This window comes from Streptomyces sp. MBT53 (assembly GCF_016654115.1).
Classification (GTDB): domain Bacteria; phylum Actinomycetota; class Actinomycetes; order Streptomycetales; family Streptomycetaceae; genus Streptomyces.
Window position 1 is genome coordinate 12,538 of sequence record NZ_JAEQAZ010000071.1, and the last position, 14,789, is coordinate 27,326.

Annotated in this window: 17 protein-coding genes; 7 read left to right on the forward strand and 10 right to left on the reverse strand. The window is 70.0% G+C overall.

The annotated features are described in order from the left end of the window. Positions 1 to 7 precede the first annotated feature (7 nt). Positions 8 to 400, reverse strand: coding sequence for an ATP-binding protein (locus JHN45_RS25180; RefSeq protein WP_200712971.1), 393 nt, complete (start codon positions 398 to 400; stop codon positions 8 to 10). 103 nt (positions 401 to 503) lie between these two features. Here JHN45_RS25180 and JHN45_RS25185 point away from each other — a divergent pair, with 103 nt between their 5' ends. Next, positions 504 to 1,343, forward strand: coding sequence for a helix-turn-helix transcriptional regulator (locus JHN45_RS25185; RefSeq protein ID WP_200712970.1), 840 nt, complete (start codon positions 504 to 506; stop codon positions 1,341 to 1,343). Further along, the gene (locus JHN45_RS25190; RefSeq protein WP_200712969.1) at positions 1,309 to 1,512 is read left to right on the forward strand and encodes a DUF397 domain-containing protein; all 204 of its coding nucleotides are present in this window, start codon (positions 1,309 to 1,311) and stop codon (positions 1,510 to 1,512) included. Before JHN45_RS25185 ends, JHN45_RS25190 begins: the two co-directional genes overlap by 35 nt. Here JHN45_RS25190 and JHN45_RS25195 read toward each other — a convergent pair. Beyond that, positions 1,496 to 2,383: an SDR family oxidoreductase gene (locus JHN45_RS25195; RefSeq protein WP_200712968.1), complete on the reverse strand. Its 888-nt coding sequence runs from the start codon at positions 2,381 to 2,383 to the stop codon at positions 1,496 to 1,498. The genes JHN45_RS25190 and JHN45_RS25195 overlap by 17 nt on opposite strands. A gap of 139 nt (positions 2,384 to 2,522) precedes the next feature. On the opposite strand from JHN45_RS25195, the gene JHN45_RS25200 reads away from it, so the two are divergent. Continuing rightward, complete coding sequence (locus tag JHN45_RS25200; protein WP_200712967.1) at positions 2,523 to 3,422, forward strand: LysR family transcriptional regulator; 900 nt, start codon at positions 2,523 to 2,525, stop codon at positions 3,420 to 3,422. Here the strand turns inward: JHN45_RS25200 and JHN45_RS25205 are convergent. After that, complete coding sequence (locus tag JHN45_RS25205; protein WP_200712966.1) at positions 3,406 to 4,575, reverse strand: steroid 3-ketoacyl-CoA thiolase; 1,170 nt, start codon at positions 4,573 to 4,575, stop codon at positions 3,406 to 3,408. The two genes, JHN45_RS25200 and JHN45_RS25205, sit on opposite strands and share 17 nt — an antisense overlap. A gap of 229 nt (positions 4,576 to 4,804) precedes the next feature. On the opposite strand from JHN45_RS25205, the gene JHN45_RS25210 reads away from it, so the two are divergent. After that, positions 4,805 to 6,040 (forward strand): cytochrome P450, encoded by a 1,236-nt coding sequence (locus JHN45_RS25210; protein ID WP_201050737.1) that lies wholly within the window; start codon positions 4,805 to 4,807, stop codon positions 6,038 to 6,040. A 79-nt stretch (positions 6,041 to 6,119) separates the two neighbouring features. Here the strand turns inward: JHN45_RS25210 and JHN45_RS25215 are convergent, their stop codons facing one another. The 3 genes from JHN45_RS25215 to JHN45_RS25225 all read right to left on the reverse strand — a co-directional run bounded on the left by JHN45_RS25215 (position 6,120) and on the right by JHN45_RS25225 (position 7,950). Further along, positions 6,120 to 6,704 carry a TerD family protein gene (locus tag JHN45_RS25215; RefSeq protein ID WP_201050738.1) on the reverse strand — a complete coding sequence of 195 codons (585 nt, stop codon included), beginning with the start codon at positions 6,702 to 6,704 and terminating at the stop codon, positions 6,120 to 6,122. 67 nt (positions 6,705 to 6,771) lie between these two features. After that, on the reverse strand, positions 6,772 to 7,464 hold the full coding sequence (locus tag JHN45_RS25220) for a YoaK family protein (RefSeq protein ID WP_200712963.1): 693 nt from the start codon (positions 7,462 to 7,464) through the stop codon (positions 6,772 to 6,774). 69 nt (positions 7,465 to 7,533) lie between these two features. Then, positions 7,534 to 7,950: a transglycosylase SLT domain-containing protein gene (locus JHN45_RS25225; protein ID WP_200712962.1), complete on the reverse strand. Its 417-nt coding sequence runs from the start codon at positions 7,948 to 7,950 to the stop codon at positions 7,534 to 7,536. A 371-nt stretch (positions 7,951 to 8,321) separates the two neighbouring features. Between JHN45_RS25225 and JHN45_RS25230 the strand changes: the two genes are divergently transcribed. Beyond that, a complete protein-coding gene (locus JHN45_RS25230; protein WP_201050762.1) occupies positions 8,322 to 8,996 on the forward strand; it encodes a phosphotransferase in 675 nt (224 codons plus the stop codon). Positions 8,997 to 9,171: 175 nt separating this feature from the next. Beyond that, positions 9,172 to 10,113, forward strand: a complete 942-nt coding sequence (locus tag JHN45_RS25235) for a glutamate ABC transporter substrate-binding protein (RefSeq protein WP_307783192.1) — start codon at positions 9,172 to 9,174, stop codon at positions 10,111 to 10,113. Here JHN45_RS25235 and JHN45_RS25240 read toward each other — a convergent pair. From JHN45_RS25240 to JHN45_RS25255, 4 genes are read right to left on the reverse strand one after another with little or no spacing between them, the layout of a single operon-like run. Further along, positions 10,101 to 11,315, reverse strand: a complete 1,215-nt coding sequence (locus JHN45_RS25240) for a hypothetical protein (protein ID WP_201050739.1) — start codon at positions 11,313 to 11,315, stop codon at positions 10,101 to 10,103. The genes JHN45_RS25235 and JHN45_RS25240 overlap by 13 nt on opposite strands. A gap of 35 nt (positions 11,316 to 11,350) precedes the next feature. Continuing rightward, positions 11,351 to 12,334, reverse strand: a complete 984-nt coding sequence (locus tag JHN45_RS25245) for a CU044_5270 family protein (protein ID WP_201050740.1) — start codon at positions 12,332 to 12,334, stop codon at positions 11,351 to 11,353. Next, positions 12,331 to 12,996, reverse strand: coding sequence for an RNA polymerase sigma factor (locus JHN45_RS25250; RefSeq protein WP_201050741.1), 666 nt, complete (start codon positions 12,994 to 12,996; stop codon positions 12,331 to 12,333). The genes JHN45_RS25245 and JHN45_RS25250 overlap by 4 nt, the downstream gene beginning before the upstream one ends. A 54-nt stretch (positions 12,997 to 13,050) precedes the next feature. Further along, a complete protein-coding gene (locus JHN45_RS25255) occupies positions 13,051 to 13,911 on the reverse strand; it encodes a helix-turn-helix domain-containing protein (RefSeq protein WP_201050742.1) in 861 nt (286 codons plus the stop codon). Positions 13,912 to 14,060: 149 nt separating this feature from the next. Between JHN45_RS25255 and JHN45_RS25260 the strand changes: the two genes are divergently transcribed. Continuing rightward, the gene (locus tag JHN45_RS25260; protein WP_200712957.1) at positions 14,061 to 14,786 is read left to right on the forward strand and encodes an alpha/beta hydrolase; all 726 of its coding nucleotides are present in this window, start codon (positions 14,061 to 14,063) and stop codon (positions 14,784 to 14,786) included. Positions 14,787 to 14,789: the final 3 nt, after the last annotated feature.

The following is a 14,789-nucleotide window of genomic DNA, read 5'->3' on the forward strand; positions in this document are numbered from 1 at the left end:
CCCGAGTTCACGAACACTCGAACCACACCGTCTTCCCGCCCCCGGACGCCGGTGACACCCCCCACTTGTCGGTCACCGCGTCCAGGATGACGAGCCCGCGGCCGTTCTCCGACTCGGGGTCCAACTCCGGCTTCAGCGTGGGGAGTTCAGGACTGCCGTCGGTCACCTCCACGCGGATTCCGGCGACCTGGCGTTGCAGGCGCAGTCCGCAGCGCCGGTCCGGGACATGCCGGACGACGTTGGCGAGCAGCTCCGTCACGGCCAGTTCCACCGCGTCCGACAGCTTGGGCATGCCCCACTCCAGCAGGAACGAGCGGACGATACGGCGGATGTGCCGGGCGGAGTGTTCACCCACGGTGAGGTGCATGACGTACTGCCGGCGGTCGGGAAAGGCCAGCATGGCGGGGGGAGTTGGTTCATTCACACTTCGAGGCTGACGCCCCGCCGCTACCCTCGGCAACGGTACGAATACAACCCGTTCGCGGGTGGACAGGGGGCCCAACGTGCACATCAACACCCTCGATCCGGGGGCGTCACCGCTGGACTACTACGGCTTCGAGCTGCGCCGCTATCGAGAGGCGGCCGGTCTCACGCAACGGGAACTCGGCAAGATCGTTAACTACACCGGGTCACTGATCGGCCAGATCGAGACGGCCAGGAAGCTACCTACGCAGGCGTTCAGCGACGCGGTTGACGCTGCGCTGGGCACGGGTGGGTTGTTGTCCCGGTTGCTGGATCTCGTGCTGCGCAGTCAACTCCCGTCCTGGTTCCAGCAGGTGGCCGAGCTGGAGGCACGGGCGGCCGAGATCTGCACCTTCCAGACGCAGATGATCCACGGTCTCTTCCAGACCGAGGCCTACGCCCGCGCCACGCTCGCCACGATGGACGAGACCGGCCTCGACGACCGCACCGCCGTACGCCTGGCCCGTCAGCGCATCCTGAAGAAGGAACACCCGCCGGTTGCGTGGATGATCCTCAGCGAGGCCGCGCTGTACCAGGAGATCGGCGGCCCCCAGGTCATGCGCGGTCAACTGGCCCACCTGTTGTCATTCGAGAACAACCCTCGGATCAACATCCAGATCCTGCCATTCTCGGCCGGGGCCCACGCTGGACTCACGGGCTCGTTCACGCTGTTCCGCTTCGACAGCGATCCGACCATCGCCTACACCGAGGGCTACGGAAGTGGGCATCCGACTGCCAACCAGGACACCGTCAAGGACTGTTCGCTCCGTTACGATCATCTACAAGCCGCCGCCCTCTCCCTCAGGGACTCGGCGGAGCTGATCCGGCGTGTGATGGAGGAACGTTATGGAGAAGTGGCGCAAGTCCAGCTACAGCAGTGACCAGGGCGGCGAGTGCATAGAGATCGCCGAAACCACCTGCTCCGCAACCCCTGCAACCCCCACCACCCTCCTCATCCGCGACTCCAAGACCCCGGCGGGGCCGATCCTCACCCTCGACCCCGCCGCGTTCACCACCTTCGTCAACTGGACCGCTAAGACGGTTGGTTGAAGTAGTAGTCGTGGTCCAGGTCGGCCAGCAGGCCGATCCGGGTCGGAGTCCAGCCGAACCGCTTCTGCGTGAGCGTGCTCGTTCCCGTGAGGTCGGACGCCACGAAGTGGCCCAGCCAGCCGAAGTGGGTTCCGGCCTCCTCGGCCGGCACGCTGGTCACCGGTAGGTCCAGCCGCTTGCCGATGACTTCGGCGATCTCGCGTACGGGGATGCCCTCGTCCCCGATGGCGTGCAGGACCGAGCCCGCCGGGGCGTTCTCCAACGCCAGCCGGTACAGCAGCGCGGCGTCCTCGCGGTGGACGGCGGCCCAGAGGTTGGTGCCGGCGCCGACGTAGGCGGAGACGCCCTTCGCGCGGGCGATGTCGATGAGGGCGGGGACGAAGGCGTGGTCGCCCTCGCCGTGCACCTGGGGGAGTCGTATCACCGAGGTGCGCACCCCCCGGTCCGCTGCGGCGAGGGTCGTCAACTCGGCTGCGAGGCGCGGCATTTCGGGGTGGGTGGCGAGGTCGGGGACCTCGTCCTCGGTGCGGCCGTGGCTCATCACGGAGGTGATGACGAGGGGGCGGTCCGAACCCGCGAGGGTGTCGATCAGCGTTTCCACCGCGGCCAGGTCCGTCGCGACGCAGGGGCCGTAGTTCGAGAAGTCGTGGATGAAACCGGTGTGGATCACACCGTCGGCGGCGGACGCGCCCGCGCGGAGCGCGTCGAGGTCCTCCAGGGAACCCCGGTGGACCTCCGCCCCGGTCGCGGCGAGCTGTTCCGCCGAGGTGTCGGAGCGGGCGAGGCCGAGGACCTGGTGTCCGGAGTCGAGCAGTTCGCGGACGACCGCGCCGCCCACGAATCCGGTCGCGCCGGTGACGAAAACACGCATGACGAAATCACCCCAGGTGGGTCGGGAAGTGGTGTGCTCCCAGCCTGCGCCCGCCCGGGTACGCCCGTCCAAGACGGACTCCGGAAGACGTGATTCAGTTCCGGTATCACCCCAGCTCCTACGGACGTACAGTCGACGTATGACCGACCTGGACCTGCGCCTGGTGCGCTGTTTCACCGTCGTCGCCGAGGAACTGCACTTCGGGCGGGCGGCAGCCGTACTGCATCTCGCGCAGCCTTCGCTCAGTCGCCATGTGCGGCGGCTGGAGGGCGAGTTGGGGGTGCGGCTCTTCGACCGGACCACGCAGGGTACTCAACTCACCGCGGCGGGGGCGGCGTTCCTGCCCCGGGCCCTGGCGCTGCTGCGGTCGGCGGAGGAAGCGGCGGCCGTGGCGCTGGCGGTCGGGCAGCCCAGTCGTATCGTCATCGGGTTCATGACCGGGCTGATCGTCACCCCGGCGGTGCGCGCCCTGCGCGGGCGCCACCCGGACGCCGACGTGCACAGCCGCTACCTGGCCTGGGGTGCGCTGCCGGCCGCCCTGCTGGAGCACCGGGTGGACGTGGTCGTGGGTCGATTCCCGTTCTCCACCGAGGGGTTGAGCGTCACCGTCCTCTACGAGGAACCCCGCGTGGTGATGATGCCGGTCACCCATCGGCTGGCCGGCAAGGAGCTCGTCACCCTCGACGACATCGCCGACGAGCCCGTACCCCGGTTCCCCGATGAGGAGTTCAACGTGTTCTGGCGCGTCGACCCCCGCCCGGACGGACGCCCGGCGCCGGACGGCCCGCTCGTCAAGAACCTGGAGGACAAGCTCGAACTCATCGCCGCGGGCGATGCGGTGTGCCTCGCCCCGGCGGGCAGCGTATCGAAGGGCCTGCGACCCGATCTGACGACGGTCCCACTGGTGGGCCTGGACCCCATCCAGGTGGTCCTGGCCACCCGCGCGGGCGAGGAGAACCGCCGGCTGCTCGCGGCCTTCCGCGCCTGCGCGATGGAGCAACTGCCCCCTGCCGACTGGTCGGCTACAGCCGTTGAATGATCGTCCCGGTAGCCAGCGCCCCGCCCGCGCACATCGTGATCAGCGCGAACTCCTTGTCGGCCCGCTCCAGTTCGTGCAGTGCGCTGGTGATGAGGCGGGCGCCGGTCGCGCCGACCGGGTGGCCGAGGGCGATTGCGCCGCCGTTGACGTTGACCTTCTCCAGGTCCTGTCCGAAGACCTGTGCCCAGCTCAACACCACTGATGCGAAAGCCTCGTTGATCTCGACGATGTCGATGTCCTTGAGGGTCATGCCCGCCTTGCCGAGTACGGCGCGCGTCGCGTCGATCGGGCCGTCGAGGTGGTAGTGCGGGTCGGCTCCGACCAGCGCCTGAGCCACGATCCTTGCCCTCGGCCTGAGCTTGAGCGCCCGCGCCATCCGCTTCGACGCCCACATGATCGCCGAGGCGCCGTCGCTGATCTGGGACGAGTTGCCGGCCGTATGGACGGCTGTCGGCATGACCGGCTTCAGCTTCGCCAGTGCCTCCATCGACGTGTCGCGCAGGCCCTCGTCCCGGTCGACCAGGCGCCACATGCCGAGGCCCGCGCGCTGCTCGTCCTCCGTCGTCGGTACCTGGACGGCGAACGTCTCCTTCTTGAAGCGTTCCTCGGACCAGGCGATCGCCGCCCGCTCCTGTGAGATCAGGCCGAGCGAGTCGACGTTCTCGCGGGTCAACTTCCGGTTGCGGGCGATGCGTTCGGCGGCCTCGAACTGGTTGGGCAGGTCCACGTTCCACTCGTCGGGGAACGGCTTCCCCGGCCCGTGCTTCGACCCCGAGCCCAGCGGCACCCGCGACATCGCCTCGACACCGCAGCTGATCCCGACGTCGATGACACCTGCCGCGATCAGGTTGGCGGTCATGTGCGAGGCCTGCTGCGAGGAGCCGCACTGACAGTCGACGGTCGTCGCCGCCGTCTCGTAGGGCAGGCCCATGGTCAGCCAGGCCGTGCGCGCGGGGTTCATGGACTGCTCGCCGGCGTGGGTCACCGTGCCGCCGACGATCTGTTCGACGCAGTCGGCGTGGATGCCGGTGCGGCCGAGGAGTTCACGGTAGGTCTCGCCCAGCAGATAGGCGGGATGCAGATTGGCGAGCGCGCCGCCGCGCTTGCCGATGGGGGTGCGTACGGCTTCCACGATGACGGGTTCCGCGGCCATGGGACACGTCCTCTCCTCGTCCACCGCGCGGCGCGGGCGTCCCGGCCACCCGCCACGCAGAACTAGTACGCGTTCTAGTTCTGTGTGCAGTCTGCTGACAGGCCGTCCACAACCGCAAGGGTCGTGCAGGGAATTCGGCTTGCCGTGCCTCTTGCTACTTGTAGAACCCGTTATTACCTTCACGGCAGCCGGGTTCCTGATGGACCGTCAGATGACGGGAGTTGCGCCGATGCCCTGTCCAGCGTTGCCCGAAGGGTTCGACTTCACCGACCCCGATCTGCTCCACCACCGCGTGCCCCTACCGGAGTTCGCGGAACTGCGCGCGGCCGAACCGGTCCGCTGGATCCCGCAGCCCGCCAACATCGCGGGGTTCCAGGACGAGGGCTACTGGGCCGTCACCCGGCACGCCGACGTCCGGTATGTCTCCACCCACCCGGAGATCTACTCCTCGACCCTCAACACGGCGATCATCCGCTTCAACGAGCACATGAACCGCGACTCGATCGACGCCCAGCGGCTCATCCTGCTCAACATGGACCCGCCCGAGCACACCCGCGTCCGCCAGATCGTCCAGCGCGGCTTCACCCCACGGGCGATCCGCGCCCTGGAGGAACGCCTGCGCGACCGGGCCCAGGCCATCGTGGCGGGCGCCCGCGCCCACTCCGGCCCCTTCGACTTCGTCACCGAGGTCGCCTGCGAACTGCCCCTCCAGGCCATCGCCGAACTCATCGGCATCCCGCAGGACGACCGCGTCAAGATCTTCGAGTGGTCCAACAAGATGATCGCCTACGACGATCCCGAGTACGCGATCACGGAGCAGGTCGGCGCCGAGTCCGCCGCCGAACTCATCGCCTACGCCATGGGAATGGCCGCCGAACGCAAGCAGTGCCCGGCCCACGACATCGTCAGCACCCTGGTCGCCGCCGAGGACGAGGGCAACCTGAACTCCGACGAGTTCGGCTTCTTCGTGCTCATGCTGTCGGTCGCCGGGAACGAGACGACCCGCAACGCCATCACCCACGGCATGCACGCGTTCCTCACCCACCCCGAGCAGTGGGAGCTGTACAAGCGCGAACGTCCCTCGACCGCCGCCGAGGAGATCGTCCGCTGGGCGACCCCGGTCAACGCCTTCCAGCGGACGGCGACCCAGGACACCGAGCTCGGCGGCAAGCACATCAAGAAGGGCGACCGCGTCGGCATCTTCTACGCCTCCGCCAACCACGACCCCGAAGTCTTCGAGAACCCGGACGAGTTCGACGTCATGCGCGATCCGAACCCGCACCTCGGCTTCGGCGGCGGAGGCCCGCACTACTGCCTCGGCAAGTCCCTCGCGGTCCTCGAGATCGACCTGATCTTCAACGCGATCGCGGACGCGATGCCCAACCTGACCCTGACGGGCGACCCGCGCCGGCTGCGCTCCGCCTGGATCAACGGCGTCAAGGAGCTTCAGGTGAACGCCGGTTGAGGCACCCCGGTTGAGGTGATCGCACAGCTCGGGCCGGCGGCATCCCGGCGCCGCCGGCCCGTCCTCGCTATGGCCGTGCCTACTTCCGTATGGCGAACTTCATGAGTTCCCGCTCGTCCCCCTGCTTGATCTTCCCGGTCTCGTTGATGACCTGGAGCTTCCAACTGGCGCCTTCCCGGATCGCCTTGGCGACCGCGCAGCCGTTGTCGGCGCTGAGCAGGTTGGGCCAGATCTCGGCGACCTGCTGGGTGCTGCCGCCGCTCGCGTCGTACACCTTGAAGGCGATGTTCCGTGCCTTCTGGAAGGAACTGCCCTTCTTGTAGGCGGCGGCGACGAAGACGATCGACGTGATGGCGGCCGGGATCTTGGTCAGGTCGACGGTCACCGTCTCGTCGTCGCCGTCGCCCTTGCCGGTCTGGTTGTCACCGCTGTGCAGCAGCGAGCCGTTGCCCAGCGGGTCCAGGGAGTCGAGCCCGGCGAGCCGCACCGGCTCGGCGCCCTGCATCGCGATGGCGATGAGGTCGAGGTCGGTGCCCTGCTTCTGGCGCAGCTTCCCGATGATGCCGCCGCTGCTGCCGACGGTGGGGTCCCAGGACGCCCCGATCTCCAGATGGGTCACTCCGTCCAGATCCGCCGGACCGTCTTCCTTCGTGAGCGTGATCATGTGTGATCGATCCTCTTGATCGTGGGATTCAGACGCACGAATTCTGCCTTCTTGGGCGGGGTTTGGGCTACTCCCGTCCAGAAGCGATCACGGCGAACACCGCGGCGAGCAGGGCCGCGAGGAGGAGCGGATAGCGCAGGTCGTGGTGCAGGACCAGCCACGCGCCGACGAACGCGCCGAAGGCCATCGCGACGGCCGCCGAGAGACGGCGGAAGGCGCCGGGGCCCCAGCCCTCGCCCGCGACCGTGTCGGCGACCAGGCCGGTCAGGGTCATCGTCAGGACCGTGGTGGTCGAGAAGCTGGTGACCTTGAGCTTGCGGACGGCCGCGTTGCGCAGCCCCATCGCGAAGGCGGTGAGCGCGATCAGGGGATGCGTGGTGGCGCTGTCGCCCGGTGCCAGGCAGGCGATCACCGCGGCCACGCCCACGAGCAGCGCCTCCGCGCCGAGACTCACCCGGGCCCAGGTCCGGCGCGAGCCGGTGTCCATCCGTACCGCGATCCGGCCGCCGACCGCCGCGCCCACCAGGAAGGCGCCCAGGGAGGTGAGGGTGCGCGACACGGAGAAGCCCGGTGCCCCGGCGGCGGCGAAGCCGAGGACCACCACATTGCCGGTCATGTTCGCGGTGAAGACATGGCCGAGGCCCAGATAGCTCGCCGCGTCGATCAGCCCGCTGACCAGGGTCAGCCCCAGCAGCACGGGCACCAGCCGGACCCCGCGCGCCTCACGGTCGGAGGACTCTGGCTGTGTGTTCTGGTCCATGAACGCAATGTAGCGGCGGCCCCCGGTGTGCCGGGGACCGCCGCTGCGTGCGTGTGTGTGGGCCGGTGATCAGTACCAGCCGTTGGACTGCCAGAAGCTCCAGGCCGCGGCGGGGGAGCCGTAGCGGGAGTTCATGTAGTCCAGACCCCACTTGATCTGCGTGGCGGGGTTGGTCTTCCAGTCCGAGCCGGCCGAGGCCATCTTCGAACCGGGCAGCGCCTGGACCAGGCCGTAGGCGCCGGAGGAGGAGTTCGTGGCGGTGACGTTCCAGCCGCTCTCGTGCTCGACGATCTTGCTGAACGCGTTGTACTGCGCCGCGCTCGGGATCATCTTGTGCGCGATCGACTGAGCGGAGGAGGCGGAGGTCGTCGCGGCCTGAGCGGGAGCCGAGGTCAGCACCAGACCGGTGGTGGCGGCGGCCAGAGCGGCGGCGGTCAGGGCCTTCTTCGGGGAGGCGATGCGAGCGACGATGCGGGAGACGGACACGGAGAACCTGTTTCTTCGGGGACAGAGACGTCGTATGCCTGCCGGTGTCACGCGGGGCGCGGCCCCGGCAAGGCGTCGGCGCCGAGGCCCGTGAGGACTCGTCGGCGCCGTGCGACTGCTCCACAGAAGCACTCTCGATCCGTGTCCGCAAAGACCCCTTTTACTAGTTGTGGTCGCATGTGGGTGAATCGTCAACTGTGTGACGTGGCTCTCAAACCCCAGGTCAGAGGGTGTGCGGACGCGTGCATGACACGCTTTTGCGCTACTAATCCGCATCGTTGGTGATGTGGGTCATGTGGGGCGCTTCACCACCTGTGTGACGGCCGGTGCGCGACGCCTCACGCAGGGCTTAGATTCTGGCCATGCCAGCCATGGGGAAGCTGATCGGCTCCGGCCGTACCGCGGACGTGTACGAGATCGACGACGCGTGGGTGCTGCGCCGCAACCGGGAGGACTGGGGGGACGCGGCGGCCGAGGGCGCGGTGATGGAGCATGTGCGCGCGTACGGCTATCCCGTGCCCCGGGTACGGATACGGCCGGGAGACTCGGCCGCCTCGCGCACCGACCTGGTGATGGAACGGCTGACCGGGCCCACCATGGTGGAGGCCCTCACCGCGGGCGCGATCGACGCCCGGGAGGCGGGGACCGTACTCGCCGCGCTGCTACGGCGGCTGCACACGATCCCCGGCCGCCGCCCCGGCACCCGCGTCCTGCACCTCGACCTTCACCCGGAGAACGTGCTGCTCACCCCGGCCGGCCCCCACGTGATCGACTGGGGCACCGCGGAGGACGGCGACCCCGGGCTCGACTGGGGCCTCTCCGCGATCATCCTCGCCCAGGTCGCCGTGGACGACCTGCCGATCGCCGGCCCGGCCCGCGAGGTGCTCGCCGCACTCCTCGCCGATCCCGCCGACCTCACGCAGGCGGGGCTGGCGGAGGCCCGGCGGAGGCGGGCGGCCAATCCGACGATGACTGCGCACGAGGTCGAACTCCTCGGTACGGCCGAGGAGTTGATCCGGTCGCTCGCGTCTCCTCGGGAACCGTGAATCGGCGGGAACGCGTCACCGTCGACGAGTGCGTGAGGGGCCGGGGCGCCGGACGGCGTCTTCGGATGGGTTCCGAGGACTGCGGGGCAGTGTGAGGGAACTTCGGGCACGTGGGAAAGAGGGCGGGCTGCCGGGCGGTGCGGTCCCGTTACGCCGTCGGCTGCATGCCGGGGTCGTGGCGTCGCTGGCCGCGCTGGCGCTGACGGTGTCCTGCGCGAACTCGGCCGCGCCGCAACGGAATTCACCTGCCGACACGGCTTCCGCTTCCGCTTCCGCGTCGGCGAGCGCATCGGCGGCGGCCGCCGGGAGCTGCGATCCGCTGCGGTCGCTGAAACCGCTCGCCCACATGCCGACGCCGGGCGGCAGGATGCCCAGCGGTACGGCGATGGAGCGGATCGTCGCCCGCGGCCGGCTGATCGTGGGAGTGGACCAGAACACCTACCTCTTCGGCTACCGCGACTCCGACACCGGGCAGTTGGACGGGCTCGACATCGACCTGGTGCGGGAGATCTCCCGGGCCCTGTTCGGGCGGCCGGACCGGGTGCAGTTCAAGGCCGTACCGTCCGCACAGCGCATCGGGATACTCCAGCGCGGTCAGGTCGACCTCGTCGCCCACTCCATGACGATCACCTGCGAGCGCATGCAACAGGTGCTGTTCAGCAGCGACTACCTCGACTCCGGCCAACGCGTCCTCGTCACCGACACCTCCCCGGTGAAGACCCTCGCCGATCTCGCCGGACAGAAGGTGTGCACGGCCCGGGGCACCACCTCGCTGACCGAGCTGCGACGCGCCCGCCCGAAGGTGCGGCCGGTGACCGTCTCCGACTGGACCGACTGCCTCCTGCTGCTCCAACAGGGCGCGGTGGCCGCCGTGTCGACCACCGACAACGTCCTCGCCGGACTGAGCGCCCAGGACCCCGCCACCCGCATCACCGGACCGCGGTTCACCTACGAGCCGCACGGAATCGCCGTCCCGAAGACGACACCGGAACTCGTCCGCTTCATCAACGGCGTCCTCGCGCACCTGCGCACCTCGGGCACGCTCCGCGCTCTGCACGAACGGTGGTTGGGCCCCTACGGCGACTTCTATCCGCCCGCGCCCCGCTATCGCGACTGACGGCGCCCGAGTCCGGCGCGCCGGACTTGCCCGGTCCGGAGGATGTGCCAGGCGGACCCGTCATGGGGTCCGGTGACCGCCAGCAGCATGCCGGGGAGCAGGTCCAGCCGCTCGCCCCGGAGCCGTCCCGGCAGCCCGCCCTTGGTGTTGACCCAGTCCCGCCACCGGAGTTCGGGGGTGAGGGTACGGACCGAGACCATGCCGCTCCACCTGTGCCAGGACCGGGTGACGATCCGTGCGGTGACGGGCGGCCCGGTGTAGCGGAGCACCTTCCCGCCCGTGCCGGTGAATTCCCCGTCGAAGGTCCGCACCGCGTCGAGCGCGGTGGTGCGCAGCTCCCAGCCTCCGCCACTCCCGGTCTGGAGCAGCGTCGGCCCGGGACCGAGTCCGAGGACGGCACCGTCCTCGAAGAAGTGGTTCCTGGTGGACAGGGTCACCTTGTAGCCGTGTGACTCGACGCGGACCTCCACCTCGCGGACCTGCTCTTCGGGGTCGTCTCCCGTGTCTGCCGGGGAGGACAGCGTGAGTGAGGCCGGCACTCCCGTGTGGACGAGGACCTCCGCACCGGTGCCCCGGGTGGTGGTGCCGTCCAGCGGGCGGGCCGCGGACAACGGCAGGACGCGCAGCCGCCATTCGCAGCCGACGGCGTTGCCGATCTCGACCCGGCCGGCCGACGACCAGATGGCCGGGGTGTCGTGGCCGAACAGGAACCTGGCCCGGTCGTCGTCGCCCACCGGCCAGAAGGCCTCGCCGCCGAAGTCCGTCCGCAGCCGGAGAAACAGGCTCGTGGGGCGAGCGCTCTCGATCCTGGTGAACTCGAGGATCGACGCTTCCGGCGGGTCCGGCTCGGCGAGTTCGACCGTCTGGTTCCCGATACCCCGGCGGCTGAAGACTCCGCCGTCCTCGGGCTCGTCCTGCTGCAGCGGGGCGACGGAGACCGACCACCGCTCGGCCGTCTCGATCCGCAGCCGCTGCGGTCCCGACAGGCCCACCCGGTACTCCCAGGTGCGCGGCTCCTCCGTACGGCTCTGCCCGGGTTCGAACTCCCGGACCAGATGGGTGTCTTCGGGGCCGAGGAGGGTGAAGCTTCCCACGTGGGCGCGGTGGACCACCGTGGCCCAGCCCTGCGGCCCCCGGTAGTCGAGTTCCGCCGGCCCTGTGCCCTCGGCGGCCTCGGAGAACGGGCGTACGTCGGCTGTCATCGCACCCCCGCTCCCCGATGTGTCGTACCGGCAGGCTAACCGGCCGGCACCTCACCCGCCTGGTCCGTGACGCCAACTCCCAGGAGAGCGGCGTCAGTTGTGCCGCGATAGACGAGGCTCGACGAGTCGAAGACCCAGGCGTAGCCCTTCGGGGCGTTCTTGAACGTGAGGCCGACGCCCTCCCGTCCCGCCGCGTCCTTGACGTGGTCGACGACGCTCACGCCCGGGAGCTTGGCCATGGCACGGTAGATCCCGGCACTGAGGTCGGGCAGCAGGGTGGCCTCGTCGACGACGGCGCCGAGGTTCTCGACGACGACTTCCGTACGGCGGGCCGCCGATACGTCCGAGGCGTCGCCGGCGAACTTCTTCAGCAGGGCGTCGGGGTCGGTGGGCAGGGCCTGGAGTTGCCGGAAGGTCAGATATCCGGCGCCTTTCATGTCCATGGACATCTTCTGGGTGGGGTCGGCGACCGCGACGCCCTTCCGCAGCCCGTCCCGCTTGCCGTCCACCGCGTCCCACTGCTCCTGCCGTACGGCCCCGTTGTACGGCCTCGGCGTGAACAGCCCTTTGTGACCCGCGAGTTCGGCGGCGCTGCTGAAGTCGACGCCCAACTCGGCCGCCGATCCCTGGGACTTGGTGTAGATGAACTGGTCGTCGCGTGCCGTGACCGTGGGACGGGAAGCGGCGGCCAGGGCGATCCGGTCCAGCAGTTGTACGGCCTTCTGATGGCCGTCGGCGGCAGCCGTGCCGTCCTTGCCGTCCCGCGCGTTGTCGACCGCGACCACGCCCAGGCCCACGGCGGCGGCGAGGGCCAGCGGCGCGGCGACGAGAACGAGGCGTCGGCGGGCGGGGCGCCCGGGTGCGGTGCCGGTCGTGGCCGACTGCTCGCGGACGGTGTCGTGTTCGTGGGTGATGTGCTGCATCAGGTGTTCCCTCAGTACGCGGTGGCGGTCCCGCGAGAGCACCGGACGGCCCGGGGCGGGCAGCAACTCGGCCAGTTCCTGGGGGTCGGTGTTCATCGCGTCTTCTCCTGCGTGGACTCGGATGTGGACCGAGCCGCCTGCCGGCGGCTACCCGGTGACTGTCCGACCGGGTCCGGGCGTTGCGTTTCCTCTGCTTTTTTCTGCTTCTGTGCCTGGCCGAGTTCGAGGTCGGTCAGCCTGCGCAGGCGTTTCCTCGCGCGGGAGAGCCGGGACCGTACGGTGCCGACGGCCACGCCCAGGGCCGCGGCAGCCGTGGCCGCGTCCAGCCCCTCCCACACGCAGAGCGTGAACGCCTCCCGCTCGCCCCGGCGAAGTCTGCTCAACGCCCGTTGCGTGGCGGCCAGTTCCTCGGTGTCGGCCATGCGCCGGGTCACCTCGTCGGCGAAGTCCGGCACGGGGTCGGGCGGCGGGATTCTGACGAGCGCGGCCTGATGTCTTCGCGCCGCCCGCGAGGTGTTGCGCGCGACGTTCGTCGCGATACCGAGCAGCCACGGCCGCAGGCTGTCGTCGCCGGGCAGCACGCGCTCGCGCAGCCGCCATGCCTCCAGGAAGGTCAGCGACACGATGTCGTCGGCCGTGCCCCAGTCGCCGGTCATCCGGACGGCGTGCCGGTGGACCACCGAGGCGTGCTCGTCGAAGAGTTGCCCGAACGCGTCGGGGTCTCCGGCTCGCACGCGGGCCCGTAGTGAGATCTCCACACCCTTCCCTGTCCGCCGGACGGACCGCGCTGCGGTGACCCGCGTCACACGGTTCTAGCCGGTCACCTCGGACCGGCGGGAACGGCCGGTCGTCGGTGTGCGGGTCGCGGAGGCGAGGAGGGCCAGTTTCTCGGCGGCGTCGGTGCCGGGGTCCGGGTGGTAGACGACGAGGGTCTGGCCCGGTACGCCGTCGATGCTCAGCCGCTCCCGGTTCAGTTCCAGGTCGCCGACCTGGGGGTGGGCGATGCGCTTCGGCGCGGCCTCGCAGGTCCGTACGTCGTGGCGGGCCCAGAGTCGGCTGAACAGAGGGCTGGCGAGGGAGAGTTGACCGACCAGTTCGATGAACCGGGGGTCGTCCGTGTCGGGACCGACGGCCTCGCGGAACGCGGCGACCATGCCGCCGGAGGCGCCCTCCCAGTACGGGTAGAGCGCCTGCTCGGCGGGGTCGAGGAACAGCGACAGCAGCCGGTTGGACCCGGCCGTGAAGCGCGGGGACAGCGCGGTCGCCAGGGAGTTGGCGGCGAGGACGTCGAAGTAGCGGCCCTCGACCAGCGCGGGGAGCGGGAGCGTGCCGAGGAGCTTGGCGATCCCCTCGGGCACGGTCTCCTTCACCGGGCGGGGCCGGCGGCGCCGGGGCTGCGCGGCGCCCAGGCGCAGCAGGTGGGCCGTCGCGTCCTCGTCGAGCCGCAGCACCCGGGCGATGGACTCCAGGACCTGCACGGAGGGGTTGCGGTCGCGGCCCTGCTCCAGGCGCAGGTAGTAGTCGGCGCTGATCCCGGCGAGCAGCGCGACCTCCTCCCGGCGCAGGCCCGGCACCCGCCGGACCCCGTGGGCGGGGACACCGGCCTGTTCGGGGGTGACGAGTTCGCGGCGGGCGCGCACGTACTCGCCCAGCAGATTCGGTTCACCGGCCATCCCCGCACTGTAATTCGGCCGCCGCGCGCGTGCCTGGTCCTGTCATCCCCAGGGGCGCGGGGGCCCTGGCTGGGGCGCGGGCCGGGCGGCAGCGTCACCGGTGGCGCGCTGATCGGCGACGCCCGCCACCACAGCGAGGAGCGACAGCCATGTCCACATACCTACTGGTGCACGGTGCCTGGCACAGCGGAGACAGCTGGCAGCGGGTGGTCCCGCTGCTGACGGCGGCCGGACACCGGGTGTTCGCGCCCTCGCTGACCGGCCACGGAGACAAGGCACATCTGCTCGCCCCCGAAGTGGGCCTCGACACACACGTCGACGACGTCGTCGGGCTGATCACGGAGGAGGATCTCACCGAGGTGGTCCTCGTCGGGCACAGCTACGGCGGGCTGGTCGTCTCGTCGGCCGCCGACCGGGTCCCCGATCGAATCGCCCAACTCGTCTACCTCGACGCGATGGTCCCGGAGGACGGCGAGAGCGCGCTCGACATCATGCCCGTGACGCAGGTGCTGATCGACATGGCGGTGAGTTCGGGTACCGGCTGGCGGATCCCGCCGCTGCCCGAACTGCCGCCGCCCGGGGGTCTGTTCGGGGTCACCGACCCGGCGGACGTCGCCTGGCTGCGGACGACGCTCTCGGACCAGTCGGCGCGCTGTCTCCAGCAGTCGGTACGGCTGGACAACCCGGCCGCGCGCTCGATCCCCCGCACCCACATCCACTGCGTGGGCAGCGAGCCGGAGGGCTTCGAGCGGCGGCCGGTCCCCACGATCCAGCCCAACGGCACCCCGGCCCAGGTGTGGGAACTGGAGACGGGCCACGACTGCATGGTCACCAAGCCGGCCGAACTGGCCGACCTGCTGGTCAAGTTGGGCTGATCC

What these genes read in the sequence shown, in the direction of transcription:
- JHN45_RS25200 (WP_200712967.1), top strand. Translation starts at nt 2,523, where the DNA reads ATGACCGACCTGGACCTGCGCCTGGTGCGCTGTTTCACCGTCGTCGCC.
- JHN45_RS25240 (WP_201050739.1), bottom strand. Translation starts at nt 11,315, where the DNA reads ATGACAGCCGACGTACGCCCGTTCTCCGAGGCCGCCGAGGGCACAGGG.
- JHN45_RS25205 (WP_200712966.1), bottom strand. Translation starts at nt 4,575, where the DNA reads ATGGCCGCGGAACCCGTCATCGTGGAAGCCGTACGCACCCCCATCGGC.
- JHN45_RS25210 (WP_201050737.1), top strand. Translation starts at nt 4,805, where the DNA reads ATGCCCTGTCCAGCGTTGCCCGAAGGGTTCGACTTCACCGACCCCGAT.
- JHN45_RS25245 (WP_201050740.1), bottom strand. Translation starts at nt 12,334, where the DNA reads ATGAACACCGACCCCCAGGAACTGGCCGAGTTGCTGCCCGCCCCGGGC.
- JHN45_RS25220 (WP_200712963.1), bottom strand. Translation starts at nt 7,464, where the DNA reads ATGGACCAGAACACACAGCCAGAGTCCTCCGACCGTGAGGCGCGCGGG.
- JHN45_RS25230 (WP_201050762.1), top strand. Translation starts at nt 8,322, where the DNA reads ATGGGGAAGCTGATCGGCTCCGGCCGTACCGCGGACGTGTACGAGATC.
- JHN45_RS25215 (WP_201050738.1), bottom strand. Translation starts at nt 6,704, where the DNA reads ATGATCACGCTCACGAAGGAAGACGGTCCGGCGGATCTGGACGGAGTG.
- JHN45_RS25190 (WP_200712969.1), top strand. Translation starts at nt 1,309, where the DNA reads ATGGAGAAGTGGCGCAAGTCCAGCTACAGCAGTGACCAGGGCGGCGAG.
- JHN45_RS25260 (WP_200712957.1), top strand. Translation starts at nt 14,061, where the DNA reads ATGTCCACATACCTACTGGTGCACGGTGCCTGGCACAGCGGAGACAGC.
- JHN45_RS25195 (WP_200712968.1), bottom strand. Translation starts at nt 2,383, where the DNA reads ATGCGTGTTTTCGTCACCGGCGCGACCGGATTCGTGGGCGGCGCGGTC.
- JHN45_RS25180 (WP_200712971.1), bottom strand. Translation starts at nt 400, where the DNA reads ATGCTGGCCTTTCCCGACCGCCGGCAGTACGTCATGCACCTCACCGTG.
- JHN45_RS25255 (WP_201050742.1), bottom strand. Translation starts at nt 13,911, where the DNA reads ATGGCCGGTGAACCGAATCTGCTGGGCGAGTACGTGCGCGCCCGCCGC.